We start from the raw sequence: 21,717 nt of genomic DNA, 5'->3' as shown, positions 1-21,717 counted from the left end.
AATCGAAAATAAAACGTTTTCCATGGCAAAATCGGGCTTAGGGCGGAGGCCGGCCTTTTCAATCGTTGGCTAAGCGCTTACACTTATTCTATCAGACTGACAAGGAGCAACGCAGACATGGACAAACAGTACATCATGGCGCTGGACGAGGGCACGACCTCGACCCGCGCGCTCATCATCGATCACGAGGGCCAGATCATCGCCGACGCTCAGCAGGAGTTCCCGCAGTACTTTCCCAAGCCCGGCTGGGTCGAGCACAACGCCAACGAAATTTGGAACGCGGTGCTCACCACCATCGCCGACGCCTTTTCGCAAAGCGGGATCCAGCCGCGGCAGATCGCCGGCATCGGCATCACTAACCAGCGCGAAACGACCGTGATCTGGGACAAGCAAACCGGCCTGCCGATCCACAACGCCGTCGTTTGGCAGTCGCGCCAAACCACCCCGCTGGCCGAACAGTTGCGGCAAGGCGGCTACAATGACCTGATTCACGAGAAAACCGGCCTGCTGATCGACCCGTACTTTTCGGCGACCAAGGTCCGCTGGCTGCTGGACGAAGTGCCCGGCGCCCAGGCGCGCGCCGAGCGCGGCGAGCTGCTGTTTGGCACGATCGACACGTGGCTGGCCTGGAAGCTCTCCGGCGGCGCGATCCACGTCACCGACTACACCAACGCCAGCCGCACCATGCTGTTCAACATTCACACGCTGCAGTGGGACGATGAGATTTTGCAACTGTTGAACATCCCCAAGGCGCTCTTGCCCGAGGTCCGCAGCAATTCAGAGGTTTACGGGGAAACCGCGCCGTTTCATTTTTACGGCAGCCGGGTGCCGATCGCGGGCATGGCCGGCGACCAGCAGGCGGCCCTGTTCGGCCAGCTCGCGCTAAGTCCCGGCATGGTCAAAAACACTTACGGCACCGGCTCTTTCATTGTCATGAACACCGGCAAGGCCCCGAAAATGTCCGCCCACAACCTCCTGACCACCATCGGCTACGGCCTGAACGGTGAGGTCACCTACGCACTGGAAGGGTCGGTGTTTGTCGCCGGCAGTGCGATCCAGTGGCTGCGCGACGCGATGGGCCTAGTGCACACGGCGCCGGAGTCCGAAGCCGCCGCCCGCGCCTCGACCAGCCAAAGCGAAGTCTACGTCGTGCCAGCCTTCACGGGGCTGGGCGCACCCTACTGGGATCCGGATGCCCGCGGCGCGGTGTTCGGGCTGACCCGCGGCACCACCGCCAACGACTTCATCAAGGCGACCCTGCAGTCGCTGGCCTACCAGACCCGCGACGTCGTGGAAACGATGGCCCAGGACACCGGCATCACGCTCAAAACGTTGCGGGTCGACGGCGGCGCCGCCAACAACGACTACCTGATGCAGTTTCAGGCGGACCTGCTGCAGACGCCGATCGAACGCGCGGCCAACCTGGAAACAACGGCGCTGGGCGCGGCTTTTCTCGCCGGTCTGGCCGTGGGCTTTTGGCCAGATACGGCCGCGCTGCAACACATCGCCAAAATCGGGACGCGGTTTGCGCCCCAAATGGCACCGGCCCGCGCCGACCAGCTTTACGCCGGCTGGCGCCAGGCAGTGCAAGCGACCATGGCGTTCAAACCTGCGCAAAACTAAAAACTGAGGCCTCGCGAAGAAAATCACGTCGCGGGACCTCAGTTTTTTTATTCTTGCACATCATCCTTGGTTTGCGCTTGGGCCGCCGCCAGCTGCTTTTGCAGGTCCGCGATTTGGCTTTCAAGCTTCGCCGTTTCGTCCTTGAGATTCTTGGCCGCGTCCGCCTGTGCGTCTTCGGCCGCTTTTTGGGCCGCCTTCAGGGCTTTTTTATTCTGGCTCATGCTGGCCGTTGAAACCAGCGCGGTAATCAACGCGCCGATCAGCACCGAAACGACGATCACCACGATCAGCGGCCAGGTGAACTGGGCGCCAAAGAAATTGACGGCCACGCCCTGCCCGTTCAGCAGGGCAAACACGATTAAAACCAGCGTCAGCACTAGACCGACGATCAAACGTTGTTGATTTTTCATGAGGCGCCTCCACTACTTTTGATTGAACAGTCCGCCGGCCAAAAAATCGCCGACATGCGGGAACAAATCGTAGAACTTGGCCGCCGCGGTCATGATCCCCGGGGCGTTGATTTCGCGCACAGGCCGGTGGAAGCTGCGCACGATGCGCGCCGCCAGCTTTTCCGGGTCCAGCACGATAAAGTTGACCCGGGCGAGGTAATCATTGGCGTGGGCGACGGTGAAGAAGTCCGTGTTGATAGGCCCCGGGTTCACCGTGGTCACTCGGACGCCGAACGGGCGCAGCTCCAGCCGCAGCCCGTTGGAAAAGCCCACCACCGCGTACTTGGTCGCGGAGTACACCGCGGATTTCGGCGTGGCCATTTTACCGGCCATCGAGGCGATGTTGATGATGTGGCCGCGGCGTGCGTCGATCATTTGGCGCCCGATCAGCTGGGTCATGTACATCAGCCCGAGCACATTGGTCCGAAACATTTTCTCGACCAGCGCCATCGGGGTGTCGACCACATTTTCGAAATTGCCAAACCCGGCCGCGTTGACCAACACGTCGACCGGGCCGACGTCGCGGCTGATGCGCGCCACGACCGCCTCGATCGCCACCGGGTCGGCAACGTCGCACACAAACGCGTACGCCGGCTGGCCGGATAAGGCCGTTGCCTCAGCCTGCGCCTCGATCAGGCGGTCCTTGCGCCGCGCCAGGAACACGACGGTCGCGCCTTGCTTGGCCGCTTCCAGCCCGACTGCGCGGCCTAAGCCGCTGGAGCCGCCGGTCACGACGACCGTTTCGCCATCAAGTCTACTCATGATTGCCTCCTTTGGTGAATGGAATCACCACGTCGTCAAAATCGCGGACCACCTGCGTTTGCGGGAAGATGTGCTGCGCGCTTTTCTGCAGCAGCGCCGCCCCCTTGCCCATGTAGCGCGCCGAGATATGCGTCAGGTACAAGCGCTTGGCGTGGGCCGCCACGGCAAGCTTGGCCGCCTGCAGGTTAGTGGAGTGGTAATACTGGTGGGCCAACTTGGCCTCATCTGGACCGAACGTCGCCTCGTGCACAATCGCGTCGGCGTCCTTGGCCAGGTCAAGCTCGCTGTCTGCCTGGCGCGTGTCGCCAAAAATCGCGACCGTACGGCCGGGCTGGGCTTCGCCGATAAAGTCGTGGCCGTCAAAGGTGCGCCCATCCGGCAGCGTCACCGTTTCACCAGCCTTGAGCTTAGCGTACACCGGCCCGGCCGGAATGCCGGCCGCCTGCACCTTGTCGATCATCAGCTCACCTTCGTGGGGCTTTTCCTCGACGCGAAAACCGAAGCACGCGATGCGGTGGTTCAGCGGGGCAAAGGTCACCTTGAACGTCTCGTCATCGAGGATCACCCCCGGCGTCTTCAGCAGCACGAAGTTCAGCTGGTACGGCAGGTGAGTGCCGGTCACGGCCAAGCTGGTTTTGACGAACCGGTCGATGCCCTCCGGCCCGTAAATGGTCAGGGGGGTCTCGCCGCCCTGGTTGGCGCGGCTGGTCAAAAAGCCCGGCAGCCCGTATATGTGGTCGCCGTGCAGGTGCGTGATAAAAATCTTGGCCACCTTGCGCGGGCGAATGCTGGTTTGCAGGATCTGGTGCTGGGTGCCTTCCCCGCAGTCAAACAGCCACACCTCGTTGCGCTCATCGAGCAGCTTCAGCGCGGTGCTCGACACATTACGCGTTTTCGAGGGCGAGCCGGCCCCGGTGCCTAGAAATAAGAGTTCCATTAATTTTTCATCCTAACTATCGGTCACGTTCGCCTTATTTTATCACAACCGCCAACGCCGCAAAAACAGGGCCAAGCAGCGCTCAGCCCCATTATTGTTTGGCGTGTGCCACGACGTTTTTGGTGATGTACGCCGCGTAATACTTGTTACCGTTCGGGTTCGGGTGGACCTGGTCGTCATAGAACCAGTCCCGGTGCCCATCTGCGTACCCGTGCCAATCAATCACAGTCAGGTTGGCAAACCGCTTGGTGCCGGCCTGCAGCATCGCATTGACGCTGTTTTGCCACGGGCGCGTCGGCACCTGGGCGTTGACCCAAAAGACGTGCCGATTGGGGCCGATGGCCTGCATCATCGCATCCATCTGTGAAGTCGAAAACGGCCCGTTGGTGCCCAGCTCAATAATCACGTTGTCCGCGAGGGCCCCTTGATCTGCGTAGGACTTGACCAGGGCCACCGAATCGCCCATTTGCCGCGCCACCTTGCCGTCAATAAAGGCCTTGGGCATCAGCTGCTGCAAATCCGGCTTGGCGTCCAGCAGCACCGAATCACCGATGGCCGAAACCAGCGTGGTTTGGGCCTGCTGCAACTGGGCCTGCGAAATGCCGTACGCCTCGTAGTTTTGGTTGACCGGGTGGGCGAACTTGGTGCTTTCAGAAGTCGCCTGGCTGCTGCTTTGACTGGCTTTGTTGCTCGCGGCATCCGCCTTTTTCTGGGCCTGCAGCGCCTTTTTCGCCTTTTCCAGCGCGGCCTTTTTCTGGGCCTTGGTTTCCTGGTTGGCCTTCAGGTGCCGCTCCTCGGGGCTGACCGCCACCTTGGCAAACGGGGCCTGCGCAACGCCGGCCACACCCAAAAGCGCGATCACCGCAGCGAGAACGACGCCGACGCGAGCAAAGAACGCCCCGGCACCGCCGTGGCGGAGTTTTTGCCCAAAAGCCTGAAGCTGCGCCTTGGTGACATGCGCGGCTGGCTGTTCGATGAAGCGGTAGGACAGCTCGCTGATTACCAAAATGATGGCGACTTCGATCATCGGGTACAGCACGGGGTGATCGGCGACGTTGCGAAACGCATTTTCAAAAAAGATCATGACCGGGAACTGGTAGATGTAAATGCCGTAGCTGCGCGTGCCGACCCAGTGAAACACCGGGTTGGACAGCAGCTTACCCCACCGGGTGGCGGGACTGGCCACGACCGCCACCAGCGCCAGGGCCATCAAGGCGAAACCAACCATGCCGCCTTCGTAAAGCGCGCTGCTTTGGTCGGATAGGTTCATCAAGCTGGCGCCCATGGCCAGGACGGCAATGGTCCCCACCCCGTCCAGCAAGATGCGGCTCGGGCGCGGCAAGGTCGCCGCCAGCTTCTGGCTCGGCCAGACAAACGCCAAGGCGCTGCCCATGAGCAGGGCAAAAATACGCGTGTCTGTCCCGTAGTACAGCCGGCTGGGGTCGCCCCCACCCAGCATGGTCAGCCGGTAAAGTGCCAGCATCCAGACACCGCTCGCCAGCGCCAAGACCATGGTCGCGGCGAATCGCTTGCCATTGGTTTTTAGCAGCTTCATGAGCGCGATGAATAGAAACGGCCAGATGATGTAGTACTGGCCCTCGATCGACAGCGTCCACAGGTGAACGAACGGCGACTCGTTATGCGCGAATCGCTCGAAGTACGACTGCCCGTTGGCAATCTGCCACCAGTTGTAAACCAGCGCCAGGTTGCTGAGGACTATTTTGTGCAAATTGACCAGCAAGTCGCGCGCAAACAACCCGATGTAGGCGGAAGCGCCCAGCAGCACTGTCAACAGTGCTGGGTACAGCCGCCGAATCCGTTTGCCGAAGAACTGGCCTAACTTGATGCCGCCTTCGCGGTCGTATTGCCGCACAAAACCATCCGTGATCAGGTAGCCTGAGATCACGAAAAAAAGTAGTACCCCTAAATATCCGCCCTGAAACAGTTCGGGCCGCAGGTGGTAGAGAATGACCCCGATCACCCCAATGGTCCGCAACCCGTCAAAGCCGCCGATGTATCGCCGTCTTGGCTGGGCTGACTCCATACTATCCCGCCTTACTTATTCGCCCTATTTATTCCACAAATTCAAACGTAAAGTCGTCGATGGCGACCAGGTCACCGGTTTTGGCCCCGGCTTCGCGCAGCGCGTCGTCGACCCCGAGCCCGCGCAGCTGCCGCGCAAAGCGCAGCGCCCCGTCGTCGTGCTCGAGGTTGGCCATCTTGAACAGCCGCTCGACCTTGGTCCCGCTGAGGATGAAGGTGCCGTCATCATCGCGCGCCACGGACACTTCCGCCTCGGTTGGCTTTTCATGCGCCAGCGCCTGCTCCGCCGTGGCCTTCGGTTCAAAGACCGGCGCGTTTTTCAGCGCCTTGGCAGTGTCCTGCATTAGCTGGCTGACGCCGGTGTGCGTGATGCTGGAGATCGCGTAAATGTGATCTGCCGGCACGCCTTCCTTGATCAGCGCGGCCTTGAAGTCTTCGAAGCGTTCCTTGGCGCCTGGCATGTCGAGCTTGGTCGCCACTACCAGCTGTGGGCGCTTCAAAATATTATCGTCGTAAGTGCCAAGCTCTTTTCTGATCTGGTGATAGTCATCCAGCGGCTCGCGGCCGTTCTCCGGATCCATTTCCACCAGGTGCAAAATCACCCGCGTGCGCTCAACGTGGCGCAGGAACTGGAATCCCAGGCCCACGCCGTTCGAGGCCCCTTCGATCAGCCCTGGCAGATCCGCCATGACAAAGTCGGACCCGTCGTCCAGCTGCACCATTCCCAGGTTCGGGGTCAGCGTCGTGAACTGGTAAGCCGCGATTTTCGGCTTGGCCGAGGTGACGACCGACAGCAGCGTCGACTTGCCGACGGACGGAAAGCCCACCAACCCGACGTCTGCCAGCACCTTGAGTTCCAGCGTGACGAAGCGGTGCTGCCCGGGCTCGCCGTTTTCGGCAATTTCTGGGGCGGTGTTTTTCGGCGACACAAAATGCACATTGCCGCGTCCGCCGCGGCCGCCGCGCGCCACGACCAGCTCCTGGCCGGGTTCGGTCAAGTCACCGATCACCTGATGGATATCGGCGTCATACACCGTCGTGCCTGCCGGGACGGCCAGGCGAATGTCCTCCGCCTTGCGCCCGTACATCTGCTTGCCCAGCCCGTTGCCGCCGGCTTTCGCGTGAAAATGCCGCTGGTAGCGAAAATCCATCAGTGTGCGCAGGCCGGGATCTACGAAGAACACAATGCTGCCGCCGTGGCCGCCATCGCCGCCGGCCGGCCCACCAAAGGGCACGAACTTTTCGTGGCGAAACGCCACCATTCCGTCGCCGCCTTTGCCGGCCTCAACTTCTACTGTCACTTGATCGACAAACATGAGCTCCTCCTTATTAGTAAGTCTAAGTGTCAAGCATACGGGTTTTAGCCCGCTGGTGCAAATTCATATCAGAGCCAATTATACTAGATTACCGGCCCCGCGTCAGGCCCGCGTGCATACAAAAAGAAATCGGCTCAGGGGAAAGCCGATTTCTGAATTGTAGCAATGATTGGGTTGACCCCGTCCGAAGTGCCAACCTGTCTTGACTGACAAGTACAGGATAACATCAGTCATAAAAAACAACGGTCAATTTCAAAAGTAAACACGGTCATTTTTATGGAATCGTTTATAGGCCTTGCGGTAAGCGCTCGGGGTCATGCCCTTCCAGCCCTTAAAATTACGCGCTAGCGCCCGCTGGTTGGCAAACCCGACCGCCGTCGCGACGTAATCGATCGGCTTGTTGGAGGTCAAAAGCAGCTCTCGCGCCTTCATCAGCCGCACCTGCCGCAGGTAGCGGGTCACCGACAGCTTCAAACTCGCCTGAAACTGCGCGTTGAGCGTCGTGGCGGACACGTGCAGCTGCTGGGCAAGGCTCGCTGGGCTCAGCGGCTGTGCGAAGTCTTGGTCGATCAGGTTCATCGCGCGGTCGACCAGCGGCGGGTTGACCCGCACCGCTGGCGTCTGCAGCGGCGCCGTGAATGACTCGGCAAGCAGGGCCAGCACCTGGTAAAACGCGCTGAGGGTGCGCAGCCGGCTGACGTCCTCGCCTTCGTGTGCCTTTTCCCGGTACATCGCCATCACACTCGACCACAGGGCATCATAGGCCTTGGCAAGCGCACCGCTGGTGGGCCGACCGTGCAGCGTGAAGTGCCAGTTGACCGATTCCGGCAACAGCGTCGTCAGAAAGGTCGGGTCGATTTGGAAGCCGTACTCGAGCCAGTCGCTGCGCTTCGGCGCACTGGAGCTGTGCACCACCCGCGGATCGATGGTCCACAGGCTCCCGGGCTGAAACAGCGAAGTGACCCCGTCTTCGACCACCGTGAGCGTGCCGCCTTGGATCAGGCAGTTGAGCTCAAGCCCCTGGTGCCAGTGCGGCGCCACCTCGTGCATCGTGGCCGGCGTGCGCACGTAATCGCGAAACGGAAAATGCGGGGTCATCTGAACAATTTCGTGTTTAATTTCTGCCACCGCACTCACCTCTTTTCTACTATATTAAAACAGATCCCGCCAAGTGCCAGCGGAATCTGCATGAAAATGTCAGGCCCGCGTCATGCGGAAGCCGCTCCACGGTTTCAGGTACGACAGCAGGAACAACTCATCTGGGTGCAGGTGGCCGACCACGTTGACGCGACCGTCGTTTGGCATGTCGCGCAGCGCGATTTGGGTTTCGCCCTTGTATTGACCAAATTTCTCATTGTCAATCAGGACGTCGCCGCGTTTGATCGGCTCGGTGTGATGCGCCGGAAAGTCGCGGTCCTTGTAGGTCACGCGGGTCTGGGTGCTGCGCAGCAGGTACTCGGAGCGGTCGCCGCGGTAGCTGTGGTCATTTTTGAACAGCAGCTCGGCTTCCAGTGCCGAAATGTCGGCATCCGGCACCACCTTAAGCACCGGATACTCAGCGAACCAGGCATCGTGCGCGGCCTTGAGCTCCGCCTCGCTGGCGTACGCGTTGCCGATGATCACGTCATTGATGGTGTCCAGCAGAACATAATGCTTGACCTGCGTTTCGATCGGCAGGTGCCGGTGGTCCTCCAGCGTGCACAGCCCGTCCTGCGTCGGCCACGGGCCAAAGGTGGCGGCCTGCGACGTGATGAAGGCCGCGGTGTTCAGGTTGTACTTGGTGTACATCGCCGTGGCCTGGTTGAAAAAGTCCTGGCCCAGCCCAGAGAACTGGTGCGGATAAAAGTTATGCGACCCCAGCAGGTTCTCGCGGTTCGGCGAGTACGACATGATGTTGTCGATGTAGTGCGTACCCGAAGACATATTGACCTCGATTTTCAGGCCGTACGGGTTGCGGGTCATCCGTGCCTCTTCGGCCCCGGTGAAGCCGAGGTCGAGCCGCACGCCCCAAGCGCCGAGGTCCTTAAAGAACTTCAAGTTGTCATAGGTGACACCCAGCTGCTTGAACAGCGCCGGGTTCATGTCGACCATGACTTCCATGCCCAGGCTGTTCGCGTGATCGATCACCTTTTTAAAACTGGCCACCACCGTGTCTGCATCGCCTTTGATCTCCAGCAGTGAGGTGAACACGCGCTTGAAGCCGTACTTGGCCGCCAGGTCCAGGTAGGCCGCGTCTTTTTCATAAGTGGAACGCTCCGGATAAACGGAGACGCCTAATTTTCCCATGAGTAAAATCCCCCTTTTCTGGTACTAGCGTAGCATATTGGCCTACACCAATGAAAGTGCTTACGCTTAATTTGTGGGAACAATTTCAGCGATGACGTCTTGTGAACGTTTCTGCCAAACTTTTTGACGGTTTTTGAACGTTATGTATTGATTTTGAACGATGGCAGCGTATAATGACGTCGAGAGGTGAGGAAAGTGCTTACAGAAGAACGTCATCGCTACATCAAAGCCGCCCTGCGCCAGCAAGGTGTGGTCAAAGCCAAGGACCTCATGCAGGCACTGACCGCTTCGGAGTCAACCATTCGCCGCGACCTTCAGGACCTGGAGGAGCAAGGCGCCCTGCGCCGGATCCACGGCGGCGCGGAACGCCTGATTGACGCGGCGGTTGAGCCCAGCGTTCGGGAAAAAGCCACGCGAGACCTGATCGAAAAGCAGCGGATCGCCAAGGCGGCCGCCGCCATGATCCCGAATCACGCCACCATTTTTCTGGATGCGGGCACCAGCACGGGGCAAATGATTCCCCTGCTGGTCGGCCGAGACATCACGGTGATCACCACCGGGGTCGACAACGCCAGCCAGCTCGCCGACTACCAGATCGCCACGCGCATGCTGCCAGGCAGCGTCAAACCGGCGACCAAGGCGCTGATCGGCGCCACCACCGCCCAGGCAATGGCGGCCTGCCACTTCGACCTGGCCTTTCTGGGGACGAACGGCGTCCACCTGAAGTACGGCCTCACCACCCCGGACGAAGAGGAAGCAGCAATCAAGCGCGTGGCCATCCAGCGCGCCACCCAAACCGTGGTGCTGGCCGACCCCAGCAAGTTCGGGCAAGTCAGCTTCGCCAAGTTTGGTGAGCTGGCCGACGTGACCATTCTTACCACGGCGCTTGGTCAGCTCGCACAGTACTACGAAGATCAACCCACGATCAAGGAGGTTACCAATTGATTTATTCCGTTACCCTAAACCCGTCGATCGACTACGTGGTCACGCTTGAGCACTTGCAGCTCGGGCTGGTCAACCGCCTCGATTCGGCCATCACCCTGCCCGGCGGCAAGGGCATCAACGTCTCGCGCATTCTTAAAGCGCTGGGCCGAGACAGCACCGCGCTGGGCTTCATGGGCGGCTTCACCGGCCGCTTCATCGAAGAAAGCCTGCAGCAGCTGGACTTGCCCTGCGCCTTCACGCCAGTCGCTCAGCCGACGCGCATCAACGTGAAGCTGCGCGCGGAAAGTGAAACCGAGCTGAACGCGGCGGGCCCGACCATCAGCGAGGAAGAAATTGCGGCCTTCAAGGCCAACTTGCAGCAGCGCCTGCAGCCCGGCGATGTGGTCGTCATGGCCGGCAGCCTGCCTGCCGGGTTGCCCGCCAGCTTTTACCGCGATTTGATCCCGCTGATCCACGCGGCCAAGGCCGAGTTTGTGATCGACACCACCGGTCAGGCGCTGCTGGACACGCTGGCCGCTCACCCGCTGGTGGTTAAACCGAACCACCACGAGCTGGCCGCACTGTTCGGCGATGCCGAGTACACCGACTTGCACCAGGTGGTCGCAGCCGGGCGCAAGCTCCTCAAACTGGGCGCGCAGCACGTGCTGGTCTCCATGGCCGGCAAAGGGGCGCTGTTGGTCGAGGCGGACCGCGCCTACCATGGCAGCGCCGCGCCTGGCCGAGTGGTCAACTCAGTCGGCGCCGGCGATTCCATGCTGGCGGGCTTCACCGGCACCTTGGCGGAAACGCAAGACCCGCGCGAAGCCTTCAAGGTCGGCATCGCGTGCGGCAGTGCCACGGCCTTTTCCAAGGATCTGGCCGACCGCGCCAAGATCGATGAAGTTTATCGCACTATCACAATGGAGGAAGTGTAATCATGGATATTCGTGACTTATTGCTCAAAAACGTCATGATCATGGACCTGAAGGCCACCGATCAGCGCGGCGCCATCGATGAAATGGTCGCCAAGTACAAGGCGGAAGGCATTATCGATGACGACCAGCTGTACAAGGAAGACATCCTCAAGCGCGAGGCCGAGTCCACCACCGGCATCGGCGACGGCATCGCGATGCCTCACGCCAAGGACAAGGCCGTCAAGCGCGCCACCGTCCTGTTTGCCAAAAGTGAGGCCGGCATCGAGTACCACGCCTTGGACGGCCAGCCAGTTCACCTGTTCTTCATGATCGCCGCTCCCGAAGGCGCCAATAACACCCACCTGCAGGCCCTGGCTGCCCTGTCGTCCCTGCTGATCAACCCTGATCTCGTTGCGGCCTTGAAGAAGGCCAAAACCCCAGACGAGGTGCTCCAGCTGTTCGGTGACGCGCAGGAAGCTAAAGACGCCAAGGACAAGGCCGACGAGGCCAAGGCCGCCCAGCAGGACGCCGCGCGAGAGGCCGCTGCCGCCGCCAGCATCAGCGCGGCCTCAGCCGATGGCAAGAAGCCGTTCGTGGTCGCCGTCACCGCCTGCCCAACCGGCATTGCGCACACCTACATGGCCGAAGCCGCCCTTAAGGAACAGGCCGAGAAAATGGGCGTCGACATCAAGGTCGAAACCAACGGCTCGGAAGGCGTCAAGCACAAGCTGACCGCTGCCGACATCGACGCCGCGGTCGGCGTCATCATCGCGGCGGACAAAAAGGTCGACATGCCGCGCTTTGACGGCAAGCACCTGATCAACCGCCCGGTCATCGACGGCATCAAGAAGCCGGACGAACTGATCCAGGACACCCTGGACGAAAAAGGCCCCGTCTTCCACGCCGCCGGTGGCCACACTTCGGCCGCCGCCGAGGATACCGAGGAAAAGAAGACCCTGTGGAGCCGCATCTACGCTGACCTCATGAACGGTGTGTCAAACATGCTGCCGTTTGTCGTCGGCGGTGGGATCATCATGGCGCTGTCCTTCATTTTTGAAAATGCCTTCGGCGCCAAGTCCCAGTGGTTCACCTTCACCAACAACTTGGGGAACTACGCGTTTTCCTTCCTGGTCCCGGTCCTGGCCGCGTACATTGCGGTGTCGATCGGTGACCGGCCGGCGTTGATGCCAGGGTTTGTCGGCGGCTACATGGCCACCGTCGCCGCGGCCTCCGTCGTCCACGCCCAAAACGCGGCTGGCTTCATCGGCGGTCTGGCTGCCGGCTTCATCGCCGGCTGGATGATCGTCGGCCTGAAGAAGCTCTTCGCCGGCATGCCCCATTCGCTGGACGGCCTGAAGACCATTTTGTTCTACCCAGTCATCGGACTTGCCTTGATCGGCCTGATCATGTTCTTCATCGTCAACCCGATCTTCGCCTTCCTGAATGGCGCCTTGATCAACTGGCTTGAAGGCATGGGTACCGGCAACGCCGTCATCGTCGGCGTGATCCTCGCTGGCATGATGAGCATCGACATGGGCGGCCCCTTCAACAAGGCGGCTTACACCTTTGCCATCGGCGTTTACCAGGCGTCCGGCTTCAAGGACGGCCGCTGGATGGCCGCCGTCATGATCGGGGGGATGATCCCGCCGTTGGCCATTGCCATCGCCGCGACCTTCTTCCCTGGCAAGTTCACCAAGACTGAGCACGACTCTGCGATGTCTAACTACGTGCTGGGCCTGACCTTCATCACTGAAGGCGCGATCCCATTTGCCGCCACTGACCCGCTTCACGTCATCGGTAGCAGCGTCATCGGCTCCGCCATCGCCGGCGGCTTGACCCAGCTGTTCCACGTCAACGTCCCCGCCCCTCACGGCGGCATCGTGGCGTTGGCTCTGACTAACCAGAAACTCGGGTTTATCGTGTCACTTCTGGTCGGCACCGCCATCGCGTCCTTGATTCTTGGATTCTGGCGGCCAAAAGCCAAAGAGAACGCCTAACTAAAAGCATTTCCTCTCGCCCTTGCCGGCTCGCCGGTGAGGGCGTTTTTTAGCCAAGTCGTTTTACTTGGCGCGGCATGGGTCAGGCCCTAAACTGAAGCCATCTGAAAAAGGAGGCTGATCCTGATGCAAGCTTTTGGCTTTGAACTCAAGCACGGCGCCACGGTGCTTTCGGCCCGCACCCTGCCCGACCTGGCCCCGGCCGCCGATGAGGTGATCATCGCAGTTCAGGCGGTCGGACTGAACAACCGCGAGCGCATGGCCCGTCGCGGCACCATCCCCGGCCAGTTCAACGTGCTGGGCAGCGACGTGGCCGGCACCATCACCACGCTGGGCCGCAGCGTGACCGATCTGACCCTGGGCGAGCGCGTCCTGGTGCGCACGACCCAAGGCGATGCGACCCAAGTCCGAGCCAAGGCCCGGGACGTAGTGGTGCTGCCTAAGACGTTGACCTTCGAGCAGGCCGCCGCAATGATCACCCCGGGCATCACGGCGTACCGCGCGGTGGCCGTGTTCACGACTCTGCAGCCCGGCCACACCGTGGTGATCAAAGGGGCCAGCGGCGGCGTGGGCCTGCTGGTGGTGCAGTTGGCCAAGGCTCGAGGCGTGCACGTCATCGGCATCGCCGCCGACACCCACCGCAACCAGGTCCTGACCGCCGGCGCTGACGAGTTTTTCGCCTACGACACGGAAAACCACGTCGAGGCGCTGGACGGGCGCGCCGACATTGTCTTCAACGTCGCCTTGAACGGCATCAACGGCCAGGACGATGTGGCAATGGTGCGCCCCGGCGGCCAGATCATCAGCGTCGCCCACCGCGAGCCCTACAGCGACAAGCCGGTGCAGTTCACGCACATCCACCCGCTGGCCGTCCCGAATGACCACGACATTTTGACCGAGCTCGTGCCGCTGTTCGCAGACGGCCTGCTCAAACTGCCGATCGGCACGCTTTTTCCGTTCACGCCGGCCGGCTTTGCCGCGGCCCATGACCTGCTGCCGAGCCCGCACGAAGGCCGCATCGTGGTTTCCACCGCCGATGACTAGCGCACACTAAAATGACCCACCCGGCTGCATTCAGCGGGTGGGTCTTCGCATTTCTGCCTCTTTCAATTGTTAAAGCGTCGCGCTCATGGCGCCCATGAGCACCACGGCAATTGCCAAAGCCCCAAGTGCGACCTTGCCACCGCCCACTGCTTGGGACACGCGGTCAAATGCCCGCGCGTGCAACTCGGCGTTGCGCTCCCGGGTGGCGTTGCTGGCTGGATGCGCGTCTTGACGCGTCTGGTACTGCCCCTTCAGGCCAAACCCTGCACTCATCATAATATCATCTTCCCCTTATGGCCTAATCGTTCTCTAACCATCTTGCCATTATGATACGCGCTTACAAGCCAAAAAGGAAGCCCAGAGCCGGAAAAAAAGCGGCCTTGATCGGCCGGCATGGGGCCGAAGCAAACCGACCAGCGGCAACAGCCAAACTATATTTTCTGAAAATAGTTCTTACACCCAGTGAAAAATTCTGGTATGGTTAAACTCTGCTGCCGGCGACAACGATGTCAATTGGTTCCGTATAGGCGTGTGCGCTGACTCTACCTCCAAAAATTTTATGCTGACAGCCAAGGAGTTTTATCTGTGCCTAAGAATTTTAAAGAAGAAGTATTTTTCAGTCTCATCATGGCCGGTTTAATGGTTTTCGTCATGGCGGGTTATAACGTCGCCATGAGCGATGGCTTCACTGCCGGTTACGTGCTCGAGGTGCTCAAGGGTTACCCAGTCGCGCTTGGCGTGGCGTTGATCCTGGACCTGGGGCTGGTCGGCCCCATCGCGAAGAAAATTTTCTTCAGCCGTATCTTCAAGCCCGAAATGGAAGAAAAGCCCGCAATCATCGGCATCTGGATTTCCGTCCTGATGGTTGCCGGCATGGTCAGCCTGATGTCCGCGTTCGGCATGATCGTCACCGCCAACTTTGGGGGCAACCTTGTCCTCACCTATCTGCACACCTGGATTTTCAACCTGTTCATGGCGCTGCCACTGCAGCTGCTGATCGTCGGCCCAATCGCCCGAACCGCTTTAAGCGCGTTCCAAAATCGCGGTCCGGTCGTCGATCCAGACTAGCCTTTACCGAAACAAGTCCCCGAAAAATTAAGCAATACGACAAGCCCACGCTGGAAATCGATCCGGCGTGGGCTTGTTTTTCTTTCACCTGAAACTCACTCACCCATACCTGCGGATTTATATTATCCTGCAGTATTGTGAACAGTCCCACGAAAAAAAGCCGCCCTCTTCTGGGCGGCTCACTGAGCCTGTAGCGAGACCTTAATTGCCTGGGCCACACTTTTGCTGATGCCGAGCTTTTGAATGTCCTCGACACTGGCTTCTTTAATGTGATTAATCGTCTTGAACTGGCGGAGCAGCTTGGTGCGGGTCTTGGGCCCCACACCTTGGATCATTTCCAGCTTGGACGCCAGCGAGTTCTTGTTGCGCAGCTGCCGGTGGAACGTGATGGCAAAGCGATGCACCTCGTCTTGGATCCGCGTCAGCAGGTAAAAGCCCTGCGAGTGCGGGTCCAGGTCGATGGGCTGGTCCAGGTCGCCGTACAGCAGGCGGGCAGTGCGGTGCTTGTCGTTTTTGACCATGCCGGCGACCGGAATGTTCAGGCTCAGCTCGTTTTCCAGCACATCCTTGACGGCGTTCATTTCCAGCTCGCCGCCGTCCATCAAGATCAGGTCCGGCATTGACGCGTGCTCCTTGAGCAGCCGGGTGTAGCGGCGGCGAATCACCTCACGCGTGTTCGCCTCTTCATCGGCGCTGTGGTTACCTTCCGCCTCCGCGAGTTTGTATTTGCGGTAGTTGCTTTTTTCGGCGCGGCCGTCGACGAACTGCACCATCGCCGACACCGGATTGGTCCCCTGAATGTGGCTGTGGTCGAACGCCTCGATGACATGGCCGTACTTCAGGCCCAGCGCCTTGAAAATCTCCTCCTGAGCGCCGACCGTGGTGCGGTTGTCGAGCTCAAGCAGCCGGAACTTCTCGTCCAACTTGATTTTGGCGTTCTTCTTGGCCAGGTCCATCAGCGAACGCTTTTCGCCGCGCTGCGGGGTGCGAACCGGCACGCCCAGCACCTGGGCCAGGACATCGTTGTCGAGCCCGGCCGGCACCAGGATCTCCTTGGGCAGCACGTTGTTCTTACGATTGTAAAACTGCATGATGAAGGTTTCAAATTCCTCATTCGCCGTCGTGGTGATGGCGAACAGCCGCGACTCGCGCTTCATCAGGCGCGCCTGGCGAATGAAGAAAATTTGGACCGACATCCAGCCCTTATCCATGTAAAAGTTGAACACGTCGCGCTGGGTCTTGTCGTTCGAAATGATCTTCTGCTTTTCGACCGTCGCCTCGATGTAATGCAGCTGATCGCGCAGCTCGGCTGCGCGCTCGAACTCGAGGTTCTTGGCCGCCTCTTGCATTTTGTGGGTCAGCTCCTGCTTGACCCGGCCGGTGTTGCCGTCCAGAAAACTGCGGATCTTGGTGATCTGCTTGTCGTACTCTTCCTTCGGTACCGTCCGCCAGCACGCGCCGAGGCACTGGCCCATGTGGTAATACAGGCACGGGCGGCCTTGGTAGCCATTGCACCGGCGCAGCGGGTAGACCTTTTCGAGAAAATGAATGGTCTCCTGCGCGGCGTAGACATTCGGGTAAGGCCCGAAGTAGTAGGCGCCGTCCTTTTTGACGTCACCGGTCAGCTCGATTTTCGGGTCGCGCTCGTTGGTGATCTTGATGTACGGGTAGCCGGTGCCTTTTTTCAGCTTGATGTTGTAAAACGGCTGCCACTTCTGGATCAGTGTGATTTCAAGCAGGAAGGCCTCCTTGTCGCTGGACGTGACAATGTAGTCAAAGTCCGCGACTTCGGAGACCATCTTGGCGACCTTGCCCTCATGGCTGCTCTTGAAGTACGAGCGCACGCGGTTCTTCAGGTTTTTTGCCTTGCCGACGTAGATGATCTTGCCGTTGATGTCCTTCATCTGGTAACTACCGGGCAGATCCGGCAGCAACGCCAGTTTGTGTTCGATGTGTGCCGATGCCATGCACTCGCCTCCTTTCATATGTTTGCCGTTCTATTGTAAATTTGTCACTGACAGAATACAAGTCAGCCGGGCGCCACCGATTGAGGGAAAAGCGTGGCACCAGCGTAATGATAAGTTGGCAACTAGCCTCCGAGAGGGGGTGTCCCAGGTGAAAGAATTTCTTGAAATACTCATTGCGCCCTTGGTCGTGAGCGTAGCCACTGAGCTTTTCGGTCATTGGTTGGATGATTGTAAATGAGTATAATCGCTAGTGCCATCTGACCCACGCGTCGGTTTGCACCTGAATCGGCGAAAAAAGTGCCGCTTCCTTCTGCATAAGGAAGCGGCACTCGTGTCCCAAGTGGAATAGAAATTCTTGATGACTTGATTATATCATGTGACACTGATAGTTGCCAACTATCGATGAGTCTGAGCTTAGCCTTGGCTGGCGTCCTACCGCCGGCCGTGCTATACTGGGTTCACTAACTTTTAGCAAGGAATGAGATAAATGCCCAAGCACAACAAGAAGCGTTCCCGCAAGGAAGTCGCTCTGAAATTGGCCCGCACTTCCCGCGTTGAGCAGCAAGGGGCACTGCGCCAAGATTTGGCCCACGACCACCCTGGCATTAAGATCACCAGCAAGTATTAACCAGACCGCCCCTGCGGTCTTTTCTTTTGCCGCGGCGGTTTGTATACTGGTAAGGTTTGGGCGGAGGAAAAAATGAAAGAATTTATGGCACTGAATAACAACTTAAAACTGCGCATGCTGACGGTGTTCCTGGCGGTCATGCTGTCGAGCTCGGTCGGGCCGAACATGACAATTTACTACGCCAAGTACTTCGGCGCCGGCATCACTGGCGTCCTGCTCATCGTCGTGTCCGCGCTGGGGTTTGTCGCCGGCCTGTACGGCGGCCACCTCGCGGACGTGCACGGACGCAAGCCGATCATGGTCGCCGGCTCCCTGCTGACGCTGCTCGGCTTTGCCATCGCGGCCGCCATGAACTCCCCGCTGGGCCGCTACCCGATTCCGACCTTCTTTGGTTTCCTGATCGCTCAAGTCGGCGGCGCCATCACCAGCCCGGCCGAAGAAGCCATGGTCATCGACGTCTCAACGCCCAAGAATCGGCGCTACGTGTACGCGCTGATTTACTGGATCATCAACATTTCCGTCATGATCGGCGCGGCGCTGGGGGGCTGGTTCTTCCGCGATTACCTATTTGAACTGCTGGTCGGGATGATTGTCGTCACCATCATCAACCTGATCATCATTCAGTTCTTCATGACGGAAAGCTTCACGCCGGACCACGCGGTCTCAGGCTCTGTCTGGCAGGCGGTGCGCGGCTATCTCGGGGTGTTGTCCGACCACCGCTACGACTGGTACCTGATCGGCATGGTCCTGTCAGGCATCGTGACGAGCCAGCTCGGCTACTACCTGGCAGTCCACCTTGGGGACGATTTTCAAACGGTGCGGTTGTTTGGCATTGAGATTTACGGGCAGCGCATGCTGTCTGGGGTGACGTTGATCAACACCGCCATCATTATTCCGTTCATGTCGCTGTTCACGAGCCTGACGAAGCGGTGGTCGCTGAAACGCGCGTACAGCGTGGGCATGCTGCTGCAAACGATTGGCTTCGCCCTGGCCTGCTTGTTCTCGACCCTATGGCCGATCGTCATTTGCGCCGTGATCTTGACCATCGGCGAAATGATCGTTGTCCCGCCGAGCCAGACGCTGCGGGCGGACCTGATGGACCCGGAAAAAATTGGCACCTACTCCGGCGCTTTTTCGACGGTGAATCCGCTGGCCAGCATCCTCGCCGGCGCCTCGGTCACCATCTCAGCCTTCCTGGGCAGCTATGGCATGGCCGCGCTGTTCATGGTGCTGGGCATTCTCTCCATCGTCGTAGTCGTGCACGTCATCGGCATGAAGCCAACGCGGCCCACACCGCCAATTGAATAGTGACAGATCCGCGGCTGATCAGCGCCGCGGTTTTTTTGAACGCAGCCATCATGTGATCTTGTTGACTCGGTTGAGCGCCGCGTGCCCGATGCCAAAGGAAAGAAATCGCTGAGCGTTTGCGCTGACCTCAGCAGTGTCACGCAAGGCACAATGCACTTACTATTCGTTTGTATCTTTGTTTGTGAACGCGCATACTAAAACTCGTTCAATCATCACCAAAGAAGGGAATCTACACGATGCAAAAAACATTTAGTTTCGATCAAACATTAACTGTCAACCGGCTCGGCTATGGCACGATGCAATTGCCAGGCAAAGGCGTCTGGGGGCCTTCTGTTGACCCTGACAACGCCGTTGCCGTGATTGAAACCGCCATTGACCACGGCGTGAATTTCATCGACACCGCCGATGCTTATGGGCCACTGTATGCCAACCTTTATCTGCGTGAAGCTCTCAAGCAGCGTCCCAACAGCCAAGTGATGGTCGCCACCAAAGTCGGCTTCACTCGCCAAGGCCCTAACCAATGGATCCCGCTTGGTGCGCCAGCCTACTTGCGCCAACAAGTTGAATTAAACTTGATGACGTTGGGTTTGGATCATATCGACTTGCTGCAGCTGCACCGCATCGACCCCAACTACCCGCTGGCAGATCAAATCGGCGAACTGGCCAAGATGCAACAAGAAGGCAAAATCCGCCACATCGGGCTGAGCCAAGTATCGGTTGCCGAAATTCAAGGCGCGCAGAAGATCGCCCCGATTGTTTCGGTTCAGAATCGTTATAACCTGATTGACCGCAAAGATGAGGACGTCTTGAACTACGCCGAAGCCAACCACTTGGCCTTTATTCCTTGGTTCCCGTTGGCCACCGGGAAACTGGCGCAAGGCGAGCAATTACAAGCCATCGCCAAGCGTTACAATGCCAGCCCAGCTCAAATCGCGTTGGCTTGGCTGCTCAAGCGCTCTGATGTGATCTTACCGATTCCTGGCACCAGCTCAACCAAGCATGTCGTTGACAACATTGCCGCGCAAGACATCGAATTAAGCCAAGCAGACTTTGACACCTTAGATCAATTAGGCCGTCAGCAACAATAAGCCACTCACTCGCAATGACGCAATGGAAATTGCGAGTTTTCCGTCGTACAAAAAAGCTGCCCTGGCCGGTTGGGAAATCTCCCCGGTCAGGGCAGTATTTTTGAATCAAGGAGCGAAAGGATGGCGCTTTTAACTCGACAGCTAGCCTACCTGGGGCCCTTGGCGCTAGTCTCTTGCGCTAAAGCTCTCAGCGTAGCTAGATGTTCGAGTGTTGCCAGCCATTAGCCCGATTATGGCTAAAATTACTGAGCCAGCACTTTGCTCAGGAATTCTTTGGTCCGGTCTTCCTGCGGGTGACTGAAAATGTCTTCCGGTTTGCCCTTTTCGGCGATGACGCCTTGGTCCATGAACCAGACCTCGTTGGCCACCTGACGGGCAAAGCCCATTTCATGCGTGACAATGACCATGGTCATGCCGGACTTGGCCAAGTCCTCCATAACCTTCAGGACTTCGCCGACCATTTCTGGGTCAAGTGCCGAGGTCGGTTCGTCAAACAGCATGACGTCCGGTTCCATGGCCAGCGCCCGCGCAATGGCGACACGCTGCATCTGCCCACCAGACAGGCTGCTTGGGAACTCATCGGCCTTGTCGTCCAGGCCGACCTGGTCAAGTAAGGCTTTAGCCTTTTGGGTGGCCGCGGCGTCGTCTGCGGCCTTGACCTTCATCGGCGCCAGCTTGATGTTGTCGAGCACGGTCATGTTCGGGAACAGGTTGAACTGCTGGAACACCATGCCCATCTTTTCGCGGACCTTGTCGAGATCTTTCTCACTCAGCGTCGTCAGGTCAGTACCCTCAAACTTGACCGAGCCGCTGGTCGGCTTGTTTAACAGGTTCAAGCTGCGCAGGAACGTCGACTTGCCACCGCCAGACGCGCCGATGATGACAATAACGTCGCCTTTGTTGATGGTTTCCGAAATATCATTCAAGACGACCTGGTCCCCAAACTTTTTCACGAGATGATCGATTTGAATCAATGGCTGTGAATCGCTCATATTGACTACTTCCCTTCGCCGGCGAGACGCCGAACTAATATCTTGAGACCAACTATACACGCTAATTAGTTTTTATGCAATATATATACGAAGAAAAATTCATTTTTTCTCAGCCGATGCAAACATGCTATACTAACAGCAACGAAGGGAGTGTCTGCGCATGGGCTTGAAAGTAAACACCAAAAACGACTGGGGCGAAATGTTCGACAAGTTCGCCACCATTCCCGAAGCGGCCAAGGCGGCTGGCCCGGATCCCAAGGCCAAGGAAAAAGCCGATAAGGCCAAAGCGGCCAAGGATAAAGCCAAGAAGTAACACTCAGATCGCCTGCAAGGCGGTCTTTTTTTCGCCGCGCCAAGCCAAAATGGTTGGC

The 21,717-nt window shown here is 58.9% G+C and carries 20 protein-coding genes; 10 read left to right on the top strand and 10 right to left on the bottom strand.

Annotation, left to right across the window (positions count from 1 at the left end):
• Positions 1-117 precede the first annotated feature (117 nt).
• Positions 118-1,623, top strand: coding sequence for a glycerol kinase GlpK (gene glpK, locus EKM86_RS02075; protein ID WP_125754860.1), 1,506 nt, complete (start codon positions 118-120; stop codon positions 1,621-1,623).
• Between the two features lie 47 nt (positions 1,624-1,670).
• Here the strand turns inward: glpK and EKM86_RS12545 are convergent, their stop codons facing one another.
• The 7 genes from EKM86_RS12545 to EKM86_RS02040 form a co-directional block, all read right to left on the bottom strand.
• Positions 1,671-2,033: a lipopolysaccharide assembly protein LapA domain-containing protein gene (locus EKM86_RS12545; RefSeq protein WP_125754859.1), complete on the bottom strand. Its 363-nt coding sequence runs from the start codon at positions 2,031-2,033 to the stop codon at positions 1,671-1,673.
• A 12-nt stretch (positions 2,034-2,045) separates the two neighbouring features.
• The gene (locus tag EKM86_RS02065; RefSeq protein ID WP_125754858.1) at positions 2,046-2,834 is read right to left on the bottom strand and encodes an SDR family NAD(P)-dependent oxidoreductase; all 789 of its coding nucleotides are present in this window, start codon (positions 2,832-2,834) and stop codon (positions 2,046-2,048) included.
• On the bottom strand, positions 2,827-3,771 hold the full coding sequence (gene rnz / locus EKM86_RS02060) for a ribonuclease Z (protein ID WP_125754857.1): 945 nt from the start codon (positions 3,769-3,771) through the stop codon (positions 2,827-2,829). The genes EKM86_RS02065 and rnz overlap by 8 nt, the downstream gene beginning before the upstream one ends.
• Before the next feature lie 91 nt (positions 3,772-3,862).
• A complete protein-coding gene (locus EKM86_RS02055) occupies positions 3,863-5,815 on the bottom strand; it encodes an acyltransferase family protein (protein ID WP_125754856.1) in 1,953 nt (650 codons plus the stop codon).
• Between the two features lie 28 nt (positions 5,816-5,843).
• Positions 5,844-7,130, bottom strand: coding sequence for a GTPase ObgE (gene obgE / locus EKM86_RS02050; RefSeq protein ID WP_125754855.1), 1,287 nt, complete (start codon positions 7,128-7,130; stop codon positions 5,844-5,846).
• Between the two features lie 252 nt (positions 7,131-7,382).
• Positions 7,383-8,258 carry an AraC family transcriptional regulator gene (locus EKM86_RS02045; protein ID WP_125754854.1) on the bottom strand — a complete coding sequence of 292 codons (876 nt, stop codon included), beginning with the start codon at positions 8,256-8,258 and terminating at the stop codon, positions 7,383-7,385.
• Positions 8,259-8,327: 69 nt separating this feature from the next.
• Entirely contained in the window at positions 8,328-9,416 is a 1,089-nt protein-coding gene (locus EKM86_RS02040) for a DUF871 domain-containing protein (protein ID WP_125754853.1), read from the bottom strand.
• Positions 9,417-9,611: 195 nt separating this feature from the next.
• Between EKM86_RS02040 and EKM86_RS02035 the strand changes: the two genes are divergently transcribed.
• The 4 genes from EKM86_RS02035 (at position 9,612) to EKM86_RS02020 (ending at position 14,295) form a co-directional block, all read left to right on the top strand.
• On the top strand, positions 9,612-10,361 hold the full coding sequence (locus EKM86_RS02035; RefSeq protein WP_125754852.1) for a DeoR/GlpR family DNA-binding transcription regulator: 750 nt from the start codon (positions 9,612-9,614) through the stop codon (positions 10,359-10,361).
• Complete coding sequence (gene pfkB / locus EKM86_RS02030; protein WP_125754851.1) at positions 10,358-11,275, top strand: 1-phosphofructokinase; 918 nt, start codon at positions 10,358-10,360, stop codon at positions 11,273-11,275. Before EKM86_RS02035 ends, pfkB begins: the two co-directional genes overlap by 4 nt.
• 2 nt (positions 11,276-11,277) lie before the next feature.
• Positions 11,278-13,251, top strand: coding sequence for a PTS fructose transporter subunit IIABC (locus EKM86_RS02025; RefSeq protein WP_125754850.1), 1,974 nt, complete (start codon positions 11,278-11,280; stop codon positions 13,249-13,251).
• 126 nt (positions 13,252-13,377) lie between these two features.
• Positions 13,378-14,295: a quinone oxidoreductase family protein gene (locus tag EKM86_RS02020; protein WP_125754849.1), complete on the top strand. Its 918-nt coding sequence runs from the start codon at positions 13,378-13,380 to the stop codon at positions 14,293-14,295.
• A 69-nt stretch (positions 14,296-14,364) separates the two neighbouring features.
• On the opposite strand, the gene EKM86_RS02015 is transcribed toward EKM86_RS02020, so the two are convergent.
• Positions 14,365-14,571, bottom strand: coding sequence for a hypothetical protein (locus EKM86_RS02015; RefSeq protein ID WP_125754848.1), 207 nt, complete (start codon positions 14,569-14,571; stop codon positions 14,365-14,367).
• Positions 14,572-14,880: 309 nt separating this feature from the next.
• Here EKM86_RS02015 and EKM86_RS02010 point away from each other — a divergent pair, with 309 nt between their 5' ends.
• Positions 14,881-15,363 carry a DUF2798 domain-containing protein gene (locus EKM86_RS02010; RefSeq protein ID WP_125754847.1) on the top strand — a complete coding sequence of 161 codons (483 nt, stop codon included), beginning with the start codon at positions 14,881-14,883 and terminating at the stop codon, positions 15,361-15,363.
• Between the two features lie 179 nt (positions 15,364-15,542).
• Here the strand turns inward: EKM86_RS02010 and uvrC are convergent, their stop codons facing one another.
• Positions 15,543-17,330: an excinuclease ABC subunit UvrC gene (gene uvrC / locus EKM86_RS02005; RefSeq protein WP_125754846.1), complete on the bottom strand. Its 1,788-nt coding sequence runs from the start codon at positions 17,328-17,330 to the stop codon at positions 15,543-15,545.
• A gap of 487 nt (positions 17,331-17,817) precedes the next feature.
• Between uvrC and EKM86_RS12305 the strand changes: the two genes are divergently transcribed.
• The 3 genes from EKM86_RS12305 (at position 17,818) to EKM86_RS01995 (ending at position 20,354) form a co-directional block, all read left to right on the top strand.
• The gene (locus tag EKM86_RS12305) at positions 17,818-17,958 is read left to right on the top strand and encodes a hypothetical protein (RefSeq protein ID WP_164506131.1); all 141 of its coding nucleotides are present in this window, start codon (positions 17,818-17,820) and stop codon (positions 17,956-17,958) included.
• A 72-nt stretch (positions 17,959-18,030) separates the two neighbouring features.
• Positions 18,031-19,266, top strand: a complete 1,236-nt coding sequence (locus EKM86_RS02000) for an MDR family MFS transporter (protein ID WP_125754845.1) — start codon at positions 18,031-18,033, stop codon at positions 19,264-19,266.
• A gap of 236 nt (positions 19,267-19,502) precedes the next feature.
• A complete protein-coding gene (locus EKM86_RS01995) occupies positions 19,503-20,354 on the top strand; it encodes an aldo/keto reductase (RefSeq protein ID WP_125754844.1) in 852 nt (283 codons plus the stop codon).
• 242 nt (positions 20,355-20,596) lie between these two features.
• On the opposite strand, the gene EKM86_RS01990 is transcribed toward EKM86_RS01995, so the two are convergent.
• A complete protein-coding gene (locus EKM86_RS01990) occupies positions 20,597-21,346 on the bottom strand; it encodes an amino acid ABC transporter ATP-binding protein (RefSeq protein WP_125754843.1) in 750 nt (249 codons plus the stop codon).
• A gap of 160 nt (positions 21,347-21,506) precedes the next feature.
• On the opposite strand from EKM86_RS01990, the gene EKM86_RS12300 reads away from it, so the two are divergent.
• Positions 21,507-21,659: an SPJ_0845 family protein gene (locus tag EKM86_RS12300; RefSeq protein WP_164506130.1), complete on the top strand. Its 153-nt coding sequence runs from the start codon at positions 21,507-21,509 to the stop codon at positions 21,657-21,659.
• Positions 21,660-21,717: the final 58 nt, after the last annotated feature.

Source organism: Lacticaseibacillus hegangensis, from assembly GCF_003946465.1.
Classification (GTDB): Bacteria; Bacillota; Bacilli; order Lactobacillales; family Lactobacillaceae; genus Lacticaseibacillus; species Lacticaseibacillus hegangensis.
The sequence above is the reverse complement of the archived record's forward strand: the minus strand, read 5'-3'. Positions and strand labels throughout refer to the sequence as shown.